Origin of the sequence: Yoonia tamlensis, from assembly GCF_900115105.1 — a bacterium.
Lineage (GTDB): Bacteria > Pseudomonadota > Alphaproteobacteria > Rhodobacterales > Rhodobacteraceae > Yoonia > Yoonia tamlensis.
Genome location: NZ_FOYP01000003.1, coordinates 120,728 through 137,346, shown reverse-complemented (window position 1 = coordinate 137,346; position 16,619 = coordinate 120,728). Strand labels below are relative to the sequence as shown.

The following is a 16,619-nucleotide window of genomic DNA, read 5'->3' as shown; positions in this document are numbered from 1 at the left end:
CCTTGGGGTGAACCTACTTGTTTCAGGCCCATCTATATGGGAACCATCGCGGGAAACAAACACGAAGGGGCAAAAAACGATGACAATTAAAACAGGTGACACGCTACCAGAAGCCACATTGCTGGTGATGGGTGACAACGGACCAGAGCCCGTCGCGCTCGGGGACAAGCTAAAGGGCCGCAAAGTGGTGATTTTTGGCTTGCCGGGCGCATATACCGGCACGTGTTCCACAGCACATGTGCCAAGCTTCATGGTGACCTATGATGAATTCAAGGCCAAAGGTGTCGATGAAATTATCTGCGTCGCGGTCAATGATCCGTTTGTGATGAAAGCATGGGGCGAAGCCACGCGCGCCACAGATGTTGGCATTACCATGTTGGGCGATGCGCATTCAGAATTCACCACGGCAATCGGCATGGAGTTCAGCGCCCCACCCGCAGGGTTTATCAACCGGTCAAAGCGTTATGCGATGTTGGTTGATAATGGTGTGGTCAGTATTTTGAACGCCGAAGCCAATCCGGGCGAATGCGAAATCTCGGCGGGTGAAACCCTGCTCGAGGCAATGTCCTAGGCAGTGCGGGCGGCGCAATTTTCGCCGCCCCAATTTGCTAGGCTTTTGCCTGCACAATCATTTGGGTCGGGAACGGAATATCGATCCCGGCCTGATCCAGCGCTTCTTTGACCTGACGTTTCATATCGGCCTGAAACTGGAACAGATCGCCACGGTCACACCAGACGCGCACCAGAAAATCGACCGAACTGTCGCCAAGATTATTGACCTGAATAAACGGCTCTGGATCAGCCTTTGCGCGCGGATCGGCAAGGATCGTGTCGCGGATCACCTGTTCTGCGGTTTTCAGGTTCGCACCATAGCCCACCCCGAAAACCCATTCCGCACGGCGGGTTTCATAGATGGAATAGTTTACGATCGTATTGCCCCAGACTTGGGCGTTGGGGATGATGATCTGCACATTCGCAGGCGATGCCAGTTCGATAAAGTTCAGCGTCACGTTTTGCACGGTGCCCATCTGCCCCGAGACTTCGACAAAATCGCCGATCTTCACAGGCCGGAAAAACACGATCATCACGCCTGCAGCAACGTTTGACAGTGTTCCCTGTAGCGCCAGACCAATGGCCAAACCGGCTGCACCGATGACGGCAACAAAGGATGTTGTCTGCACGCCGAATGTGTTCAGCACAAAAAGAAAGGCAAAGCCCACGACAATATAGCGGGTGATATTGCCAAGGAAATTGAACAAGGTGATATCAAGATGCGGGTTTGACAGGCCCAGCCGCACCAGCCGTTTGCGCAGCCAGCCGCCAATCACAAAGCCAGCAACCAAAATCATGATCGCGGCAATGACGTTCCCGAAGATTGACGCAAGAAATTCCAGCGTCAGCAAATCGCCAATCGTATTTCCATCCCAAATGACGGTGTTCAGCAGCTTATCCAATTGTGCCCCCTGCAAGTTTGTCCAGTTTATCGCCCAGCTTGGCATCCAGCGCCGATAGACCACCTGCATCATGCGTGGTCAACGTAACCACAACGGTTTTATAGATATTTGTCCATTCGGGGTGGTGGTTCCACTTTTCTGCCCAGATGGCGGCGCGGGTCATAAAGCCAAAGGCATCAATGAAATTGGCAAACTGATAGGTCTTTGTGATGGCGTCGCGCCCGTCGGTCAGCGTCCAGCCAGCGGCAAAAAGCGGTGCAAACATGGTTTCGCGGGTTTCATCGGTCATTGTTGTTCCCCTTTTGACAGTCGTTTGAACGGGCCATAGGTGGTCAGGACTTCGATTTCATGATCAATCGCTGCGCGTTCCGCATCAAGGTATTTCGCGACCGCGTCCCGAAACCCGCGATCACCGAACCAATGCAGCGAATGTGTCGCTACGGGCAGATAACCGCGCGCGAGTTTATGTTCGCCTTGGGCGCCCGCCTCGACCCGTTGCAATCCGTGCCGGATCGCAAATGCGATGGCCTGATAATAACAGATTTCAAAATGCAGGCAGGGGTGATGTTCGGTGCAGCCCCAATATCGCCCGAAAAGCGTATCACGCCCGATAAAATTCAGCGCCCCCGCAACCGCCCGCCCGTCGCGGACCGCGAAAACCAGTAGCATATCATCGCGCAGGGTTTGCTGCGCACAGTCAAAAAACGCGCGGGTCAGATAGGGCGTGCCCCATTTGCGGTTTCCGGTATCTTGGTAGAATTCCCAAAACGCATCCCAATGGGCAGGCTGGATCTGGTCGCCGGTCAGGCTGATAATCTCGCCGCCGAAGGCTTGGGCTTGCGCGCGTTCCTTGCGGATATTCTTGCGCTTGCGGCTGGACAGGGTGGCAAGAAATGCATCGAAATCAGCGTAACTGTCGTTGACCCAATGATACTGCTGGCCGATCCGTGCTTGCAGGCCCATTTGCGCGCCGGCGATAGCTTCTGCCTCGGTGCAGAATGTGGCGTGCAGCGATGACAATTCATTGTCGGCGGCGATCTGGATTGCGCCTTGGATCAGTGCGGACATGCCTATGGTTTCAAACCCCGGACGGGTCAGAAACCTGCGGCCCGTTGCGGGTGTGAATGGCACCGCGATTTGCAGTTTCGGATAATACCGCCCGCCAGCGTTTTCATAGGCCTGCGCCCAGTTGTGATCAAAGATATATTCGCCCTGACTGTGGCCTTTGGCATAAAGTGGGGCGGCGGCGATCATTTTCCCGTCTTGATGTGCGGTCAGATAGCGTGGCTGCCAGCCGCTGCCCGCGCCCACCGATCCGCTGTCTTCAAGCGCGCGCAAAAACCGGTATGTTGTGAACGGATCGTATGGCCGCCCCGATGCAGCCTCGGGGCAGGCAACGGCATCCCAGTCGGCGGCGTCAATGCTGGCAAGGCTGGGGTGCGCTGCGATTTCGATCGGGGTGTTGGTCATGCGACTAGATTTGGGGTTGCGCGGCTCTTGGTCAAGCGCGGTAACCTTCGAAGGTCACATTTTCCGCAACTTCGCGCGCCTTTGCTTCGGCGGCGGGCGACCGGATGGTCCAGCATAACACGCGTGCACCTAGCGATTTCAGTGCGGCCACGCGTGGACGGTCCAGATCATCAAATTCATGGCTGATAAAACAGGCGCCAGTGCGGTCGTAATCGGGAATATCGCGCAGTTTGTCACGGCGGGCGGCGGGGACTTCGGGCCAGAATTCGGCCAGATAGCTGGATGTCGTGATCCCGCGCGGGATATGCGGGGCAAGCAGCGCCATCGCCGCGACGCTATGCGGATTGAACGACATCACTGCGACATCGCCCGTATAGCTGGCCAGCGCTTTGGCGGTGGCTTGCTCAAGGGGGCCGACGTTCGGGCCCATCTCGCCATCCTGGTCCTTGATCTCGATGAGTAGCGGCACCTGCCCGTCAACAATCGCAAGCACCTCTGGCAGGGTCGGGATTGTGCCCGCGTCATCGGTCAGCGGGATTTGCACCAGTTCTGCCAGATCGCGCGCGCGCACGGGGCCGGTTTGTGCGGTCAGCCGGTCAAGCAAATCGTCGTGAAAAACCACCGCATGCCCGTCGCGCGATAATTGCACGTCAATTTCAATGCCATAGCCGGCATCAATTGCGGCCTTAATCGACGCAAGGCTGTTTTCAACGCGGCCATTGGCGCGGTCGTGCAGCGCGCGGTGAGTGATCGGGCGGGCGAAAAACGAGGCGGGCAGGGTCATTTGATTTGAAAAATCGCTTCGATTTCGACGGCGACGCCCAGCGGCAGGCTGGCCGCACTGACCGCTGACCGCGCGTGACGACCGGCATCGCCAAGTGCTGCGACCATAAAGTCTGACGCGCCGTTGATCACCTTGGGCTGGTCGGTGAAATCGGCGGTTGAATTGACAAAACCCACAAGTTTCACCACCCGCACAAGCCTGTCAATATCGCCGCCACAGGCGGCTTTTAGCTGTGCCAGCAGGCTGATTGCGCAGGCTTTGGCGGCATCAGCGCCTGCGTCCACATCAAGATCGGCCCCGAGTTTGCCAGTGATCAAACCGTTCACATCAGCCGAGATCTGGCCGGACACGTAAACCATATTGCCGCTCACGACATAGGGCACGTAATTGGCCGCGGGCGCAGGTGCATCATGCAGTGCCACACCCAATTCGGCCAGTTTGGTTTCAATCGCGCTCATCGGAATCTCCTGCTGTTTTGTCGGACGCTATCGGGCAAACGGGTCGCGTGCAATCAGGTCTCGCGGAATGCTTTGGCAAAATAATCTGCAAGCGGTTTGAGTAGATAGGCCATGGGGCTGCGGTCGGCGGTGCGGATGAAGGCCTCGACCGGCATGCCGGGGATCAGGGTCATATCGGCGGGCAGGCGGTCCATTTCGCCGGCGTTCAATTGCACTTCGGCGCGGTAGAACGAAACGCCTGAAGTTTCGTTCTGGAACGCATCAGCCGAAACTTGGGTGACCTTGCCAAAAAGTTCAGGCGTGCGGCTGCGATCAAAGGCGGAAAACCGCAGCGTGACGTCTTGGCCGACATAAATCTGGTCAACATCTTGCACGCTGACTTGTGTCGCGATGACCAGCGGGCGGTCTTGGGGGATGAGGAACAACACAGGATCAGCGGCGCGGATCACCGATTGTTCGGCAAATACCTGCATCCCGTAAACCACGCCCGACACGGGCGCGCGCACATCCAGACGGTCCAGCTGCCGGACAAGAGTGCGCCGCCGTTCCGCCAGTTCAAGCTGGTTATACTGCAAATCGCGCAGGCGGGTAATCGCCTCTTCGCGGCGGGTGGTGCCCAAACCAAGGATCTGCAAATCAATCTCGGTGATCCGTTCGGCGGCCTGCGCGGCCTGCGCGGATAAATCGCCCATTGTGCCCAAAAGGCTCGCTTCTTCGCGCTGGAGCGCAAGCACCCGACTGGCCTGCGCAAGACCACGGTCAAGCAAGCTTTGCTGATCGGCGAGTTCGCGCGCGATCAGGCTGCGTTGTGTGGCCAGCGCGGATTGCTGCGCGGTGATCCCGTTGATCTGGCTTGCGATCTGGGCGCGTTGTTGGTTCAGCTGTTCAATCGCACTTTGGTTCGAAGCGCGCCGCGCCGCAAACAGCCGGTTTTGTCCGGCGATCAGTTCTGCGGCTTCGGGTGTGCCCGCGTCGGTCAGGGTCGCGTCAAAGGTCAGCGTGTCGGCGTCGTCGCGCTCTGCCTCTAGCCGGGCGCGGCGGGCAAGGATTTCGAACAATTGTCCTTCGACAACGGCGCGTTCCGATTGCAGTTCGGTTGCGTCAAGCCGGATTAAAAGGTCGCCTGCTGCAACGGTGTCGCCCTCATCCACCAGAATTTCTGATACGACCCCGCCGTCGGGATGCTGCACAACCTGACGGTTGCGGTCGACCTCGATCTGGCCGCTGGTCACAACCGCGCCGGTGATCTGTGCAAACACGGCCCATGTCCCAAAGCCGCCGACAAGGATAATTAGCGTCAGTACGCCCGCCCACAAAAGCCGCTTTGCCGACCAGCTGTTTTGCACCTGTACTGTCATGATACGCCTCCGGCTTTGCCGCTTGCGCGCTGGATTTCACCGTGGTTCTTGACCAGTTCGGCCATCACCGCATCTTTTGGGCCGAATGCGCGTCGCGTGCCGTTTTCAATCACCAAAAGCGCGTCGCATTCCTGAATCGCGGCGGGGCGGTGCGCCATGATGAACACGATTGCCCCTTCGGATTTGAGCGTCTTGATCGCTTGGTTCAAGGCGATGGACCCAGCATTGTCGAGGTTCGAATTCGGCTCGTCCAGCACCAGCACAACCGGATCTCCATATAGGGCGCGCGCCAGTCCGATCCGCTGGATCTGTCCGCCCGACAGGCGCCCGCCATTGGCCGTTACACGCGTGTCATAACCATCAGGCAGCCGCAAAATCATGTCGTGGGCGGCGGATTTCTGTGCGGCTTTGACAACGGCGGCATCATCCGGCTGCAACGCCATGCGGGCGATATTTTCCTTGATCGTGCCGTCAAAAAGCTGCACCCGCTGCGGCAGATAGCCAATATATTGGCCCAATATGTCAGGGTCATATTGTTCAAGCGCAGCCCCATCAAGCCGCACCTTGCCAGTCGCCGGTTGCCAAACACCCGTCAGCACCCGCGCAAGCGTGGATTTGCCCGCGCCAGAATTACCGATCACACCGACGGCTTGGCCGGGGTTGACCTCAAAGCTCATCACGCGCAGTGCGGGTAGGGCTTCGCCGGGCGGGACAACGGTGACCTGTTCAACCCGCAAATGCGCCTTGGGTTTGGGTAGGGCGGTACGTGGCGCTTCGGCGGGTACTTCGCTAAGCAGGACCGACAGGTTCTTCCAGCCCGCGCGCCCACTTTGGAACACGGCCCATTGGCCGACGATCAGCTCGACCGGTGCCAACCCGCGCCCAAGCAGGATAGATCCCGCGATCATCGCCCCCGGCGACAGCTGGTTGTTCAATACCAGATAGGCACCAAGCCCGAGCATCGCCGACTGCAAGAACAGGCGGAAGGTTCTGGTCATGGCGGTAAATGTGCCCGATGTATCCGCCGCCGCGATCGACGCCTCGAGCGATTTGCCGCGCGCCCCCTGCCAGCGCCCGAAGGCCGCGCCGCGCATGCCCAGCGAATGGACCATTTCGCTTTCCTGACGGATCTGGTTGCCCAGTTGATCGGCGGCAAACCGCGCCGCATGGGCCGTGCCCAGCGGTCTGCGGCTGCTAATCTGGTTCATCACCGCCACGCTCACCAATATCGCGGCCCCCGCCAGCGCGAGAAATCCCATCAGCGGATGGAAGATGAAAATACCGATAAAAAACAGCGGCGCCCATGGCAGATCAAACAGCGCCATCAATGCGGGCGATGTGATCATGCGCTGCACAGCTTCGAGATCGCGCAAACCTGTGGCGGCCTCGCGCGGTGCGCGCGCAAGCGTTGTGGCCTGCAACACGGCTGCAAATACAGGGCGGTCAAGCTGCGCCTGAAGCCGTGCGCCTACGCGGGCCATGATCCGGCCACGCACATAGTCCAATATCCCCATCATCCCGTAAAGAAACGCAACCAGCGCAGAAAGCGCGATCAATGTCTCGAGCGAGCGCGAGCTAAGCACCCTGTCATAGACATTGAGCATATAAAGCGGCCCTGTCAGCATCAGCAGGTTTACAAAAAAGCTGAAAATCGCAACCGCCCAATACAGCGCGCGGCTGGATCGCCGTGCGGTGCGCAGTTGGGACAGACCTTTGGCATTGGCGGGCATCAAAATATCCTTGCTGACGCAGGTTTTGCGCAGCCTATAGCAAAACACAAGAGGGTTAACCTGCAATCTACGCCTGTGAAAAATTGCCTGACAGCTATTTTGCAGATTGATCAGCCTCTAATTCCCGTTAGCATTAGGGCATGACATATTTTCCCAAAATCGTTCTTGCGCTGCTTGCTCCCAATCTTGCGTTTGCCGACCCGTTTGACGGGATATACAAACAAACCGCCCATTCGGAATGTGCGCTTGTCGGAACGGATGGCGGTTCTCTCGAAATCAGAGAGGACATTTTTTATGGCGTCGAAATGCAGTGCCGGATGATCAACCCCGTTGATATCGAAGATATGGATGCCATGATTTACCAAATGGAATGCTCGGGCGAAGGGCAGACATGGTCCGAGCGGGCGATCTTGATGAATGATGCCGAGGCCCCCGGCATCATCATGATCTGGAACGGCTATGCATTCCGCTATGCGCGGTGCGAAGACGACGAGTATTAATTCCCGATAATTGAATCCAGCAGGTTCAGGATATCCTGATCCAGCACCTCGCCGCCCTGACTTTGCAATAGTCCGGAATCAGCGGGGCGCTGCGGAATTGTCATTGGCAACGGGGTGGGGGTCTTGTCGGCCAGCACACGGGTCATGGTTTCGCGCCAGATCGTTGCCGGCAGCCCGCCACCGGTTACACCGCTAAGCGGGCGGTTATCGTCATACCCTATCCAGACACCGGTCACATAATCGCCGGTAAAGGCAATAAACCATGCGTCACGCGATCCTTGGGTGGTGCCGGATTTGCCGGCAATTTCCCATCCATCAATCCGCGCGCGCCGCCCAGTGCCTTCTTCGACAACTTTGGTCATCATCCATGTCAACTGGCGGGCCGCGTCCTGACTGATGATCCGTTCACCAATACCGGCACTTTGGGAATCCATGAGCGATTCATTGTCGCCCCGAATGCGCAGATCAACCAACCCGTAGGGCGTCACCTGCGATCCGCCGTTCAGGATGCCCGCATAGGCACCGGTCATATCCAACAGGGTGCTTTCCGATACGCCAAGCGCAAGGGCGGGACCCGCAGCCAGATCGCCGTTCAACCCGAAACCGTTGGCAACATTGCGCACCAGTTCGCGGCCGATGTCCTCGGACAGAAGAATTGCGGGGATGTTGCGGCTTTCGGCAAGCGCTTGGATCAGCGTGACGGGACCTTTGAACTCGCGGTCATAGTTTTCGGGGCACCAATCGCCAGCGCCGCGCCTGCTCCAACAGGTGCGCGCATCGTCGATCATGGCATAGGGCGACATGCCCAGATCAAGGGCGGCCGCAAATATAAACGGCTTGAATGAAGAACCGGTTTGCCGGTTGGCTTGGGTTGCGCGGTTGAACGCACCTGTTTCGCCGATATTGCGGCCGCCGACCATGGCGCGCACGGCCCCGTCTGCGGACATCACAACAATCGCCGCTTGGGCCTCGGACCCTTCGCGCACGTCGTTTTCAAACACAGAGATCATCGCCTCTTCGGCGGCTGTCTGGATATCCTGGTCAAGCGTGGTGCGGATGAACACATCTTCGGTGGTGTTGCGGGTGAATGATTCCGGCCCGCTGCGCATGATCCAATCGGCAAAGAATGTCGCCGCATTGGCGCGTGCGGTATCGGACAGGGTTGCGGGGTTAACGCGGGCATCGCGGGCCTCGGCCTCGGATAGGTAGCCTTGGTCTTGCATCAGGCCGATTACCACAGATGCACGGTCTTGCGAGCGTTGCAGGTTGCTTGTGGGGGCCAAGGTGGATGGTGCAGTCAATAGACCGGCCAGCATTGCGGATTGGGCAGGGTCAAGCGCCCGCGCCGGAATACCGAAATAGCGTTGGGCCGCAGCTTCAAACCCGCGCGCGCCTGCGCCCAGATAGGCACGGTTCAAATAGATGGCGAGGATTTCATCCTTTGTATAAGCAATTTCCATCCCGACCGAAAACACGGCCTCGCGGGCCTTGCGCCAAAGTGATCCGCGGCGGCAGTCGTTTTCATAGTCGGTTTCAGATTCCCATTCATTGGGATCGAACGGGACGCCCAGACAAAGCAGTTTGGCGGTTTGTTGTGTGATTGTTGACCCACCGTGACCGGATAGGGGTCCGCGTCCTTCGCGCAGGTTGATGCGCACCGCTGAAGCGATCCCGCGCGGTGAAATGCCGAAGTGCCAGTAAAAGCGTTTGTCTTCGGTCGCGATGACGGCATTGACCAGATGGTCTGACACCGTGTCGACAGTGACCATGCCGCCGAATTGGTCGCCGCGCCATGCAAAGACTTCGCCACGGTAGTCGGTCATCGTGACCGATCCGCGCGTGCGCCCGTCGATGAGGTCTTCGACGGGGGGCATTTGCGCTGCGAAATACAGCGAAAATCCGGCAATGATTAGCCCGACAACTAGCCCGATGCGCCAAGCGAACGCCCAGATCAGGCGAAACGCCCACATGAACGGCAGCAGCATCCAGCCCAATAGCCCGCGCGGCTTGCGCCGTTTTGGCGCGGCCTTGCGGCGGGCGGCGGGTTTCGCTGGGGGCTTTTTCTTGGGGGCCGCTTTTGTAGGGTAGCGCCTATCGGCCACCAGTGGCGTCCGTCGTTTGCCGTTTCCAGTCATTGCTTGCTCGATTGGTTGTTTTACAGATTTTGCGCGACCATAACCCGAGAATCTCCAAATGTAGAGCGTCATGAGTCGCGCTTGCTGTGTTTTTATTGCGCCTGATAATTAAGCAATTGTCACAATTTGTGCAAAAATTGTGCAACTGTGCCGGTTTGGGGGGCGGTTTAACGGTGCTGTAACCTTGCCGGGACCGGCTACACGCGGTTTTTGTCCCTTTGCAAGCCACCGCTGACAGATGCGGTGCGCAATTAAATTTTGCAAGGGGACGAACGTGAAACTCATCATTGCAACAATCAAGCCGTTCAAGCTCGAGGAGGTCCGCGAGGCGCTGACCACCGTGGGTGTGCGCGGCATGATGGTGTCGGAAATCAAGGGCTTTGGCTCGCAATCCGGTCATACGGAAATCTATCGCGGCGCGGAATACGCCGTGAATTTTGTGCCTAAGGTCAAGCTCGAGGTCGTCGTGCCGGATTCAATGGCCGAAGAGGTTGTTTCAACAATCGCATCCACCGCCAAAACCGAAAAAATCGGCGACGGCAAGATTTTCGTTCTCGACGTTGAAGGCGCTGTTCGCGTGCGGACGGGCGAAACCAACGACGACGCGTTGTAAGCGCGAATTAAGGGACATAAGTTATGAAACTGAACAAATCACTTCTTGTTGGTGCGGGCCTTGCGCTTTTGCCGACATTTGCGTTGGCGCAGGATGCTGCCCCAACATTCGACGAAATCGGACCCTACCTGATGACCACCTTGCTGTTCCTTGTGGGCGGCTTTCTGGTGTTCTGGATGGCAGCCGGTTTTGCGATGCTCGAAGCCGGTCTGGTGCGTTCAAAGAACGTGACCACACAGCTGACAAAGAACATCGCGCTGTTTTCAATCGCGTCGATCATGTACTGGCTGGTTGGCTTTAACCTGATGTACCCAGGCGACGGCTGGATCGTATCCGGCTGGGTTGGCGGCTTCTTTAACATTACTTCGCTTGAGCCGGTTGGCCTTGAAGCAGCCGATGCCGCACTGGATTACGCATCCGTTGCGTCCGACTTCTTCTTCCAGTTGATGTTCTGTGCGACAACCGCGTCAATCGTGTCCGGTACGCTGGCCGAGCGCATCAAACTGTGGCCATTCCTGATCTTCGTTGTCGTGCTGACAGGCTTCATCTACCCGATCGAAGCATCTTGGCAGTGGGGCGGCGGCTGGTTGTCTGAAATGGGCTTCTCTGACTTCGCCGGTTCTACACTTGTGCACGCTGCTGGTGGTTTTGCGGCCCTTGCCGGTGCGCTGATCCTTGGGCCACGTATTGGTAAATACAAAGACGGCCGTACAATCCCGATGCCGGGTTCAAACCTGACACTTGCCACTTTGGGTACATTTATCCTGTGGTTGGGTTGGTTCGGCTTTAACGGTGGTTCGCAGCTGGCTGCGGGTACTGTTGGCGACATCACTGACGTTGGCCGCATCTTTGCAAACACCAACATGGCTGCTGCTGCTGGTTCTGTTGTTGCGCTGGGTCTGACACAGATCATGTACAAAAAGGTCGATCTGACAATGGTGCTGAACGGCGCGTTGGCTGGTCTGGTTTCGATCACTGCCGGGCCGCTTGACCCATCCTTGTTCGGTGCTCTGTGGATCGGTGGTATCGGTGGTCTGATCGTTGTGCTGGTTGTTCCAATGCTCGACAAACTGAAAATCGATGACGTTGTCGGTGCGATCCCTGTTCACCTTGTGGCCGGTTTCTGGGGCACAATGGCGGTTCCGTTCTACACAGACGGCACAAGCTTTGTGACACAATTCATCGGCTTTGCAGCAATCGGCATCTTTGTCTTTGTTGTCAGCGCGGTGGTTTGGGTTCTGCTGAAATCCACAATGGGTATCCGGGTTTCTCAGGAAGCTGAAATCAACGGTCTGGATGTGTCCGAACTGGGCATGGAAGCCTATCCTGAATTCTCGAAAGGCTGATACTTTTCTATCAGTTACGTGATCTTGACCCGGGCGTTTGCGCCCGGGTTTTTTTGTGGCAGTGGTGGATCAGGATCCACCCTACGCCAAACGCACGATATTATTCGAAGTTCGCCATATTGACGCAAGATACTTGCGTATGTTGTGCCATATACAGATGAAATAGAGATAACTTTTCAGGTTGTACGCTATATCCATGCAGGCAACAGTTTCCCATATATCCGGAGTAGTTCCATGATCCAGACCCCTTATCTTTTGTTTCTCGGCGACGCGCCGGATCAACTGGCTGCGAAAGTGGCCCAAGGCATCAAGGACTGGCGTCCGGAAAACGCGGTTGGGCAATTCCGCATGCCAGGATGCGGCGCAGATCTGGGCATTGCGGATATGACGCTTGCGCAGGCCAAGGAGGCAGGTGCAAAAACGCTTGTGATCGGGGTTGCCAACCGTGGCGGCGTGATTTCTGATGCTTGGAAAGAAGTCTTGGTCGAAGCCCTGCAAATGGGGTTTGATATTGCGTCAGGTTTGCACAACCTGCTGCGTGATGAAAACGATCTGATGGCCGCCGCGCGCGTGAATGGCCGCACCTTGTTTGACGTGCGTATCCCGTCGGTGGCCTATCCGATTGCAAATGGGAAAAAACGCACTGGCAAGCGGTGTCTGGCTGTCGGCACCGATTGTTCGGTCGGCAAGATGTACACCGGTCTTGCGATGGATGCAGAGATGCAAAAACGGGGGCTGAAATCCACGTTCCGCCCCACCGGCCAGACCGGCATTTTGATCACTGGCGGCGGGGTGCCGCTTGACGCGGTGATTGCGGATTTCATGGCGGGCGCGGTGGAATACCTGACCCCTGATAATGACGCGGATCACTGGGATCATATCGAAGGGCAGGGCAGCCTGTTCCACGTATCCTATTCCGGTGTCACAATGGCACTGATTCACGGCGGGCAGCCGGATGCCCTTGTCCTTGCGCATGAGCCGACCCGCACCCATATGCGCGGACTGCCGGATTATGCATTGCCAAGTCTTGAAACACTGCGTGATACTGCGCTGGCGATGGCGCGCGTTGCCAACCCAGACTGTCAGGTGATCGGTATTTCGGTGAATACGCAGCATTTGTCCGAAGCCGAGGCAGAAGCGTATCTGGCCGAGATCGAGGCCCGCATGGGGCTGCCTACGGTGGACACATTCCGCCAAGGCGCGGGTCGTCTGGTTGATGCGCTTGCGGCACTGTAAGGTCAAATTTCGCGAAATTTGATCGGCTCCGCCGTGAGTATTTGTTGAAAAAAGAAGGGGCATCTATGCAGATTGATGTGAATGCCGATGTATTTCGGCTGGCGCAGGTGTTTACCATCAGTCGCGGGTCACGCACGCAGGCCGAAGTGTTGACGGTGCGGGTGCAGGATGGTGGTGTGCAGGGCTGGGGTGAATGTGTGCCCTATGCCCGCTACGCAGAAACGCTTGCCAGTGTCACGGCGCAGATTGCGGGGTTTACCGGCGATTGGGTCGATTTGCCGGATGCCTTGCCTGCGGGTGCTGCGCGCAATGCGCTTGATTGTGCGTTTTGGGATCATGCGGCCAAGCGTTCGGGTAAACGTGTTTGGGAGTTGTTAGACCTGCCAACGCCAAAGCCCGAAATCACGGCCTTTACCCTGTCGCTTGATACGCCAGAGTCGATGCAGGTGCAGGCCGCGAAGAATGCGCATCGTCCGCTGTTAAAGATCAAACTTGGCACGCCGGATGATATGGCTCGGCTTGAGGCAGTGCGCCGTGGCGCACCGGATGCGCGGATTATCGTGGATGCCAATGAAGGCTGGACAGCCGATGTTTACGCCGAACTTGCCCCGCATTTGATCCGGCTGGGCGTGCAAATGGTTGAACAGCCACTGCCCGCTGGTGCCGATGATATGCTGGCCGAGATTGCGCGCCCGCTTCCTGTTTGTGCCGATGAAAGCTGCCATGATCGCGCCAGTCTGCCCAGCCTGAAAGGCAAATATGACATGGTGAATATCAAGCTAGATAAGACCGGCGGGTTGACCGAGGCGCTTGCGCTCAAGCAGCAGGCGATTGCCGAAGGTTACGGCGTGATGGTCGGCTGTATGGTCGGATCATCGCTTGCGATGGCCCCTGCGACGATTTTGGCGCAGGGCGTGGCGTTTACGGACCTTGACGGGCCGCTCTTATTGGCCGAAGACCGTGCGCAACCACTGCAATTTGATGACAAAGGCGTGCATGCACCTGCCGCCACATTATGGGGATGACCATGCGCACAGTTTACGTCAACGGCGAATACCTACCTGAAAACGAAGCCAAGATTTCGATCTTTGATCGCGGGTTCCTGATGGCCGACGGCGTTTACGAGGTGACATCGGTACTGGACGGCAAGCTGATTGATTTTGACGGCCATGCCAAACGGCTGGAACGGTCCTTGAATGAATTGGATATGCCGCATCCTGCGGTGCTGCCTGATCTGCTGGACGTCCACCGCGAATTGGTGCGGCTGAACGGCATCGAAGAAGGCATGATCTATCTGCAAATTACCCGCGGGGCGCCTGATGACCGCGATTTTGCATTTCCCGATCCGGCAACCACCACCCCCACTGTCGTGCTATTTACCCAGAACAAGCCCGGCCTTGCGAATAATCCGGTTGCGCAAAAAGGGATCAAAGTGATCTCAATTGAAGATCAGCGCTGGGCGCGCCGTGATATCAAGACGGTGCAACTGCTGTACCCGTCGATGGGCAAGATGATGGCCAAGGCCGCAGGTGCCGATGATGCATGGATGGTCGAGGACGGCGCCGTGACCGAAGGCACATCAAACAACGCCTATATCGTCAAAGGCAACACGATCATCACCCGCAATCTTGGCAATGAAATCTTGCACGGGATCACCCGCGCTGCGGTTCTACGCTTTGCGCGCGAAGCACAAATGCAGGTCGAAGAACGCAGCTTTACCATTGCTGAGGCGCAAGGTGCAGATGAGGCGTTTATCACTTCGGCCAGCACATTTGTGATGCCTGTGGTGGAAATTGATGGCGCAGCGATTGGCACCGGCACCCCCGGCCCCATTGCCGCGCGTCTGCGCGAAATTTACCTGGAAGAAAGCCGCAAAGTCGCGGTCTAACCCGTCGACAATCGCGGGATTTCGTTGGCAAGGATGTCATAAACCAGCCGCACCGCCGGATTTGATTGAACCTCGCGATGTACCACGAGCCAAAGCGGGAATGTGATTGGCGTAATATCGGTCAAAACGGGGCGCATATCCGCGTTTTGGCTGGCGATATAACTGTCACAGGTCCCGACCCCCAAGCCTGCGCAGACCATTTCCCACATAACAACATGGTTTGCCGTGCGTAGGCGCAAATTTGTGGCATCGACCTGTAAACCCAAGCCTTGCAAGAAATCCTGCCAATTGGGATCGATGGCGATGATCGGCACATCCGTTAGGTCAGATGTTGCAGTCAATGCTCCATGCCGCGCGATGAACGATTTTGACGCATAGAACCCGCCCTTGCGGTCGGGCAGGCGGCGCGCGATTAATGTGGGCTCAGTCGGGCGGCTGAGCCGCAGGGCGATATCTGCTTTACGTGTTTGCAAATCGCGATGGGCGTTATCGGGGATAATGTCGATGACCAGCTCTGGCGCTGCGGCTTGGATCAGCGGGATCAGGCGCGGCAGCAGTTTTGCGGCGAACAGTTCCTCTGCCGTTATCACGACCGGCCCACGCATGTCTTGTGATTGCCCAAAGGCGGTCCGCGAAAGCGCAGTTGCGGCGTCGGCCATCGCTTGCGCATGGGGAAGTAGCTTGTGCCCCGCAGGGGTCAGTACCAGCCGTTGCCCCGATTTTTCAAAGAGTGCCGTGCCCAGCCTTGTTTCAAGTGCATCTACGTGGCGTGACAGGGTGGGCTGCGTCAGGCGCAGCTTTCGTGCGGCGGCGGAAAAGGACCCTTCGTGCGCTGTTGTTAGAAAGCTGCGGGCTTGGGTCCAGTCGAAATCTATCGGTTGTGTCATGCAGAAATGTTTAGCATGCCAACAAAATTCGTCAATTATGTTGGGGTGAGCTTGCGGCTATCTTGCGACGTGAAAGCAGGAGATGCCCCATGACACATACCCCGACCCCACGCCGCACCGTTCTATTTACCCTCTGGATTTTTGTGATGTTCCTCTACACCTACGGGGATATTCTGACGTTGATGGACCCGGCGATGCTGTCGCAAATCCTGACCGGAACGGTCGATGGGATCACGATGAACGAGAACTTCTTACTCGCGGCGTCGGTGTTAATGGTGATGCCAATCGCGCTGGTGCTGATCACGCAACTGGCCCCCTACGGCTTTGCGCGTTGGGCAAATATTGGGGTTGGTTTGCTCAAAACGCTGGTGGTGATTGCCACGTTATTCACGCCGTTCACCAGCTACTACTTGTTCATGTCCTGCATCGAAGTGCCGACCACGCTTGCGATTGTGTGGCTCGCGTGGACATGGCGCGTGGAGCCAGATTGATGTCGCCAAAATGATCGGTAACGATTAGCGTCCAAGATAAGATTTTGAACGTGGGCTTTGGGGCGGGCGGCGTGGCGGCATTTGTGCAGTCACTGCGAACATTTCTTTAACTACCAGCGGGCCGGAAGCGCCTGGCGTTACAATGATGCGCGGCACGTCTTTCAGTTCATTCGATTGGGCGGAAACCCCCGGCCCCATTGCCGCGCGTCTGGCAAGGCTTAACTAGACGAAAGCCGCAAGCGTGCGATCTAGGTCTGCGAAATTTTTTA

Annotated in this window: 17 protein-coding genes; 8 read left to right on the top strand and 9 right to left on the bottom strand. The window is 57.3% G+C overall.

Annotated features, from left to right (window positions below):
* Positions 1 to 79: 79 nt before the first annotated feature.
* The gene (locus tag BM320_RS15565; RefSeq protein WP_090201723.1) at positions 80 to 571 is read left to right on the top strand and encodes a peroxiredoxin; all 492 of its coding nucleotides are present in this window, start codon (positions 80 to 82) and stop codon (positions 569 to 571) included.
* 37 nt (positions 572 to 608) lie between these two features.
* Here BM320_RS15565 and BM320_RS15560 read toward each other — a convergent pair whose 3' ends face one another.
* The 7 genes from BM320_RS15560 to BM320_RS15530 are packed head-to-tail and all read right to left on the bottom strand — an operon-like array spanning position 609 to position 7,254.
* The gene (locus BM320_RS15560) at positions 609 to 1,454 is read right to left on the bottom strand and encodes a mechanosensitive ion channel family protein (RefSeq protein WP_090201722.1); all 846 of its coding nucleotides are present in this window, start codon (positions 1,452 to 1,454) and stop codon (positions 609 to 611) included.
* Positions 1,447 to 1,743, bottom strand: a complete 297-nt coding sequence (locus BM320_RS15555; protein ID WP_090201721.1) for a 4a-hydroxytetrahydrobiopterin dehydratase — start codon at positions 1,741 to 1,743, stop codon at positions 1,447 to 1,449. Before BM320_RS15555 ends, BM320_RS15560 begins: the two co-directional genes overlap by 8 nt.
* Positions 1,740 to 2,924 carry a GNAT family N-acetyltransferase gene (locus BM320_RS15550; RefSeq protein WP_090201720.1) on the bottom strand — a complete coding sequence of 395 codons (1,185 nt, stop codon included), beginning with the start codon at positions 2,922 to 2,924 and terminating at the stop codon, positions 1,740 to 1,742. Before BM320_RS15550 ends, BM320_RS15555 begins: the two co-directional genes overlap by 4 nt.
* A gap of 31 nt (positions 2,925 to 2,955) precedes the next feature.
* Entirely contained in the window at positions 2,956 to 3,708 is a 753-nt protein-coding gene (locus BM320_RS15545; RefSeq protein ID WP_090201719.1) for a glycerophosphodiester phosphodiesterase family protein, read from the bottom strand.
* Positions 3,705 to 4,166 (bottom strand): RidA family protein, encoded by a 462-nt coding sequence (locus tag BM320_RS15540; protein ID WP_090201718.1) that lies wholly within the window; start codon positions 4,164 to 4,166, stop codon positions 3,705 to 3,707. The genes BM320_RS15545 and BM320_RS15540 overlap by 4 nt, the downstream gene beginning before the upstream one ends.
* Positions 4,167 to 4,219: 53 nt before the next feature.
* The gene (locus BM320_RS15535) at positions 4,220 to 5,524 is read right to left on the bottom strand and encodes an HlyD family type I secretion periplasmic adaptor subunit (protein WP_090201717.1); all 1,305 of its coding nucleotides are present in this window, start codon (positions 5,522 to 5,524) and stop codon (positions 4,220 to 4,222) included.
* A complete protein-coding gene (locus BM320_RS15530; RefSeq protein ID WP_090201825.1) occupies positions 5,521 to 7,254 on the bottom strand; it encodes a type I secretion system permease/ATPase in 1,734 nt (577 codons plus the stop codon). Before BM320_RS15530 ends, BM320_RS15535 begins: the two co-directional genes overlap by 4 nt.
* Before the next feature lie 140 nt (positions 7,255 to 7,394).
* Here BM320_RS15530 and BM320_RS15525 point away from each other — a divergent pair, with 140 nt between their 5' ends.
* The gene (locus BM320_RS15525) at positions 7,395 to 7,754 is read left to right on the top strand and encodes a hypothetical protein (RefSeq protein WP_090201716.1); all 360 of its coding nucleotides are present in this window, start codon (positions 7,395 to 7,397) and stop codon (positions 7,752 to 7,754) included.
* Here the strand turns inward: BM320_RS15525 and BM320_RS15520 are convergent.
* The gene (locus tag BM320_RS15520; protein ID WP_090201715.1) at positions 7,751 to 9,889 is read right to left on the bottom strand and encodes a transglycosylase domain-containing protein; all 2,139 of its coding nucleotides are present in this window, start codon (positions 9,887 to 9,889) and stop codon (positions 7,751 to 7,753) included. The two genes, BM320_RS15525 and BM320_RS15520, sit on opposite strands and share 4 nt — an antisense overlap.
* Before the next feature lie 274 nt (positions 9,890 to 10,163).
* On the opposite strand from BM320_RS15520, the gene BM320_RS15515 reads away from it, so the two are divergent.
* The 5 genes from BM320_RS15515 (at position 10,164) to BM320_RS15495 (ending at position 14,972) form a co-directional block, all read left to right on the top strand.
* The gene (locus BM320_RS15515; RefSeq protein ID WP_090201824.1) at positions 10,164 to 10,502 is read left to right on the top strand and encodes a P-II family nitrogen regulator; all 339 of its coding nucleotides are present in this window, start codon (positions 10,164 to 10,166) and stop codon (positions 10,500 to 10,502) included.
* Positions 10,503 to 10,525: 23 nt separating this feature from the next.
* Positions 10,526 to 11,848 (top strand): ammonium transporter AmtB, encoded by a 1,323-nt coding sequence (amtB, locus tag BM320_RS15510; protein ID WP_090201714.1) that lies wholly within the window; start codon positions 10,526 to 10,528, stop codon positions 11,846 to 11,848.
* Between the two features lie 234 nt (positions 11,849 to 12,082).
* Positions 12,083 to 13,084, top strand: a complete 1,002-nt coding sequence (gene dgcN / locus BM320_RS15505) for an N-acetyltransferase DgcN (RefSeq protein ID WP_090201713.1) — start codon at positions 12,083 to 12,085, stop codon at positions 13,082 to 13,084.
* A 65-nt stretch (positions 13,085 to 13,149) separates the two neighbouring features.
* The gene (dgcA, locus tag BM320_RS15500; protein ID WP_090201823.1) at positions 13,150 to 14,109 is read left to right on the top strand and encodes an N-acetyl-D-Glu racemase DgcA; all 960 of its coding nucleotides are present in this window, start codon (positions 13,150 to 13,152) and stop codon (positions 14,107 to 14,109) included.
* A complete protein-coding gene (locus tag BM320_RS15495; protein WP_090201822.1) occupies positions 14,106 to 14,972 on the top strand; it encodes a D-amino-acid transaminase in 867 nt (288 codons plus the stop codon). The genes dgcA and BM320_RS15495 overlap by 4 nt, the downstream gene beginning before the upstream one ends.
* Here the strand turns inward: BM320_RS15495 and BM320_RS15490 are convergent.
* On the bottom strand, positions 14,969 to 15,859 hold the full coding sequence (locus BM320_RS15490; protein ID WP_090201712.1) for a LysR family transcriptional regulator: 891 nt from the start codon (positions 15,857 to 15,859) through the stop codon (positions 14,969 to 14,971). The two genes, BM320_RS15495 and BM320_RS15490, sit on opposite strands and share 4 nt — an antisense overlap.
* Positions 15,860 to 15,948: 89 nt before the next feature.
* On the opposite strand from BM320_RS15490, the gene BM320_RS15485 reads away from it, so the two are divergent.
* Positions 15,949 to 16,350 carry a DUF6326 family protein gene (locus tag BM320_RS15485; protein WP_090201711.1) on the top strand — a complete coding sequence of 134 codons (402 nt, stop codon included), beginning with the start codon at positions 15,949 to 15,951 and terminating at the stop codon, positions 16,348 to 16,350.
* Positions 16,351 to 16,619: the final 269 nt, after the last annotated feature.

What these genes read in the sequence shown, in the direction of transcription:
- BM320_RS15565 (WP_090201723.1), top strand. Translation starts at nt 80, where the DNA reads ATGACAATTAAAACAGGTGACACGCTACCAGAAGCCACATTGCTGGTG.
- BM320_RS15555 (WP_090201721.1), bottom strand. Translation starts at nt 1,743, where the DNA reads ATGACCGATGAAACCCGCGAAACCATGTTTGCACCGCTTTTTGCCGCT.
- BM320_RS15550 (WP_090201720.1), bottom strand. Translation starts at nt 2,924, where the DNA reads ATGACCAACACCCCGATCGAAATCGCAGCGCACCCCAGCCTTGCCAGC.
- BM320_RS15545 (WP_090201719.1), bottom strand. Translation starts at nt 3,708, where the DNA reads ATGACCCTGCCCGCCTCGTTTTTCGCCCGCCCGATCACTCACCGCGCG.
- BM320_RS15540 (WP_090201718.1), bottom strand. Translation starts at nt 4,166, where the DNA reads ATGAGCGCGATTGAAACCAAACTGGCCGAATTGGGTGTGGCACTGCAT.
- BM320_RS15535 (WP_090201717.1), bottom strand. Translation starts at nt 5,524, where the DNA reads ATGACAGTACAGGTGCAAAACAGCTGGTCGGCAAAGCGGCTTTTGTGG.
- BM320_RS15530 (WP_090201825.1), bottom strand. Translation starts at nt 7,254, where the DNA reads ATGCCCGCCAATGCCAAAGGTCTGTCCCAACTGCGCACCGCACGGCGA.
- BM320_RS15525 (WP_090201716.1), top strand. Translation starts at nt 7,395, where the DNA reads ATGACATATTTTCCCAAAATCGTTCTTGCGCTGCTTGCTCCCAATCTT.
- BM320_RS15520 (WP_090201715.1), bottom strand. Translation starts at nt 9,889, where the DNA reads ATGACTGGAAACGGCAAACGACGGACGCCACTGGTGGCCGATAGGCGC.
- amtB (WP_090201714.1), top strand. Translation starts at nt 10,526, where the DNA reads ATGAAACTGAACAAATCACTTCTTGTTGGTGCGGGCCTTGCGCTTTTG.
- dgcN (WP_090201713.1), top strand. Translation starts at nt 12,083, where the DNA reads ATGATCCAGACCCCTTATCTTTTGTTTCTCGGCGACGCGCCGGATCAA.
- dgcA (WP_090201823.1), top strand. Translation starts at nt 13,150, where the DNA reads ATGCAGATTGATGTGAATGCCGATGTATTTCGGCTGGCGCAGGTGTTT.
- BM320_RS15495 (WP_090201822.1), top strand. Translation starts at nt 14,106, where the DNA reads ATGACCATGCGCACAGTTTACGTCAACGGCGAATACCTACCTGAAAAC.
- BM320_RS15490 (WP_090201712.1), bottom strand. Translation starts at nt 15,859, where the DNA reads ATGACACAACCGATAGATTTCGACTGGACCCAAGCCCGCAGCTTTCTA.
- BM320_RS15485 (WP_090201711.1), top strand. Translation starts at nt 15,949, where the DNA reads ATGACACATACCCCGACCCCACGCCGCACCGTTCTATTTACCCTCTGG.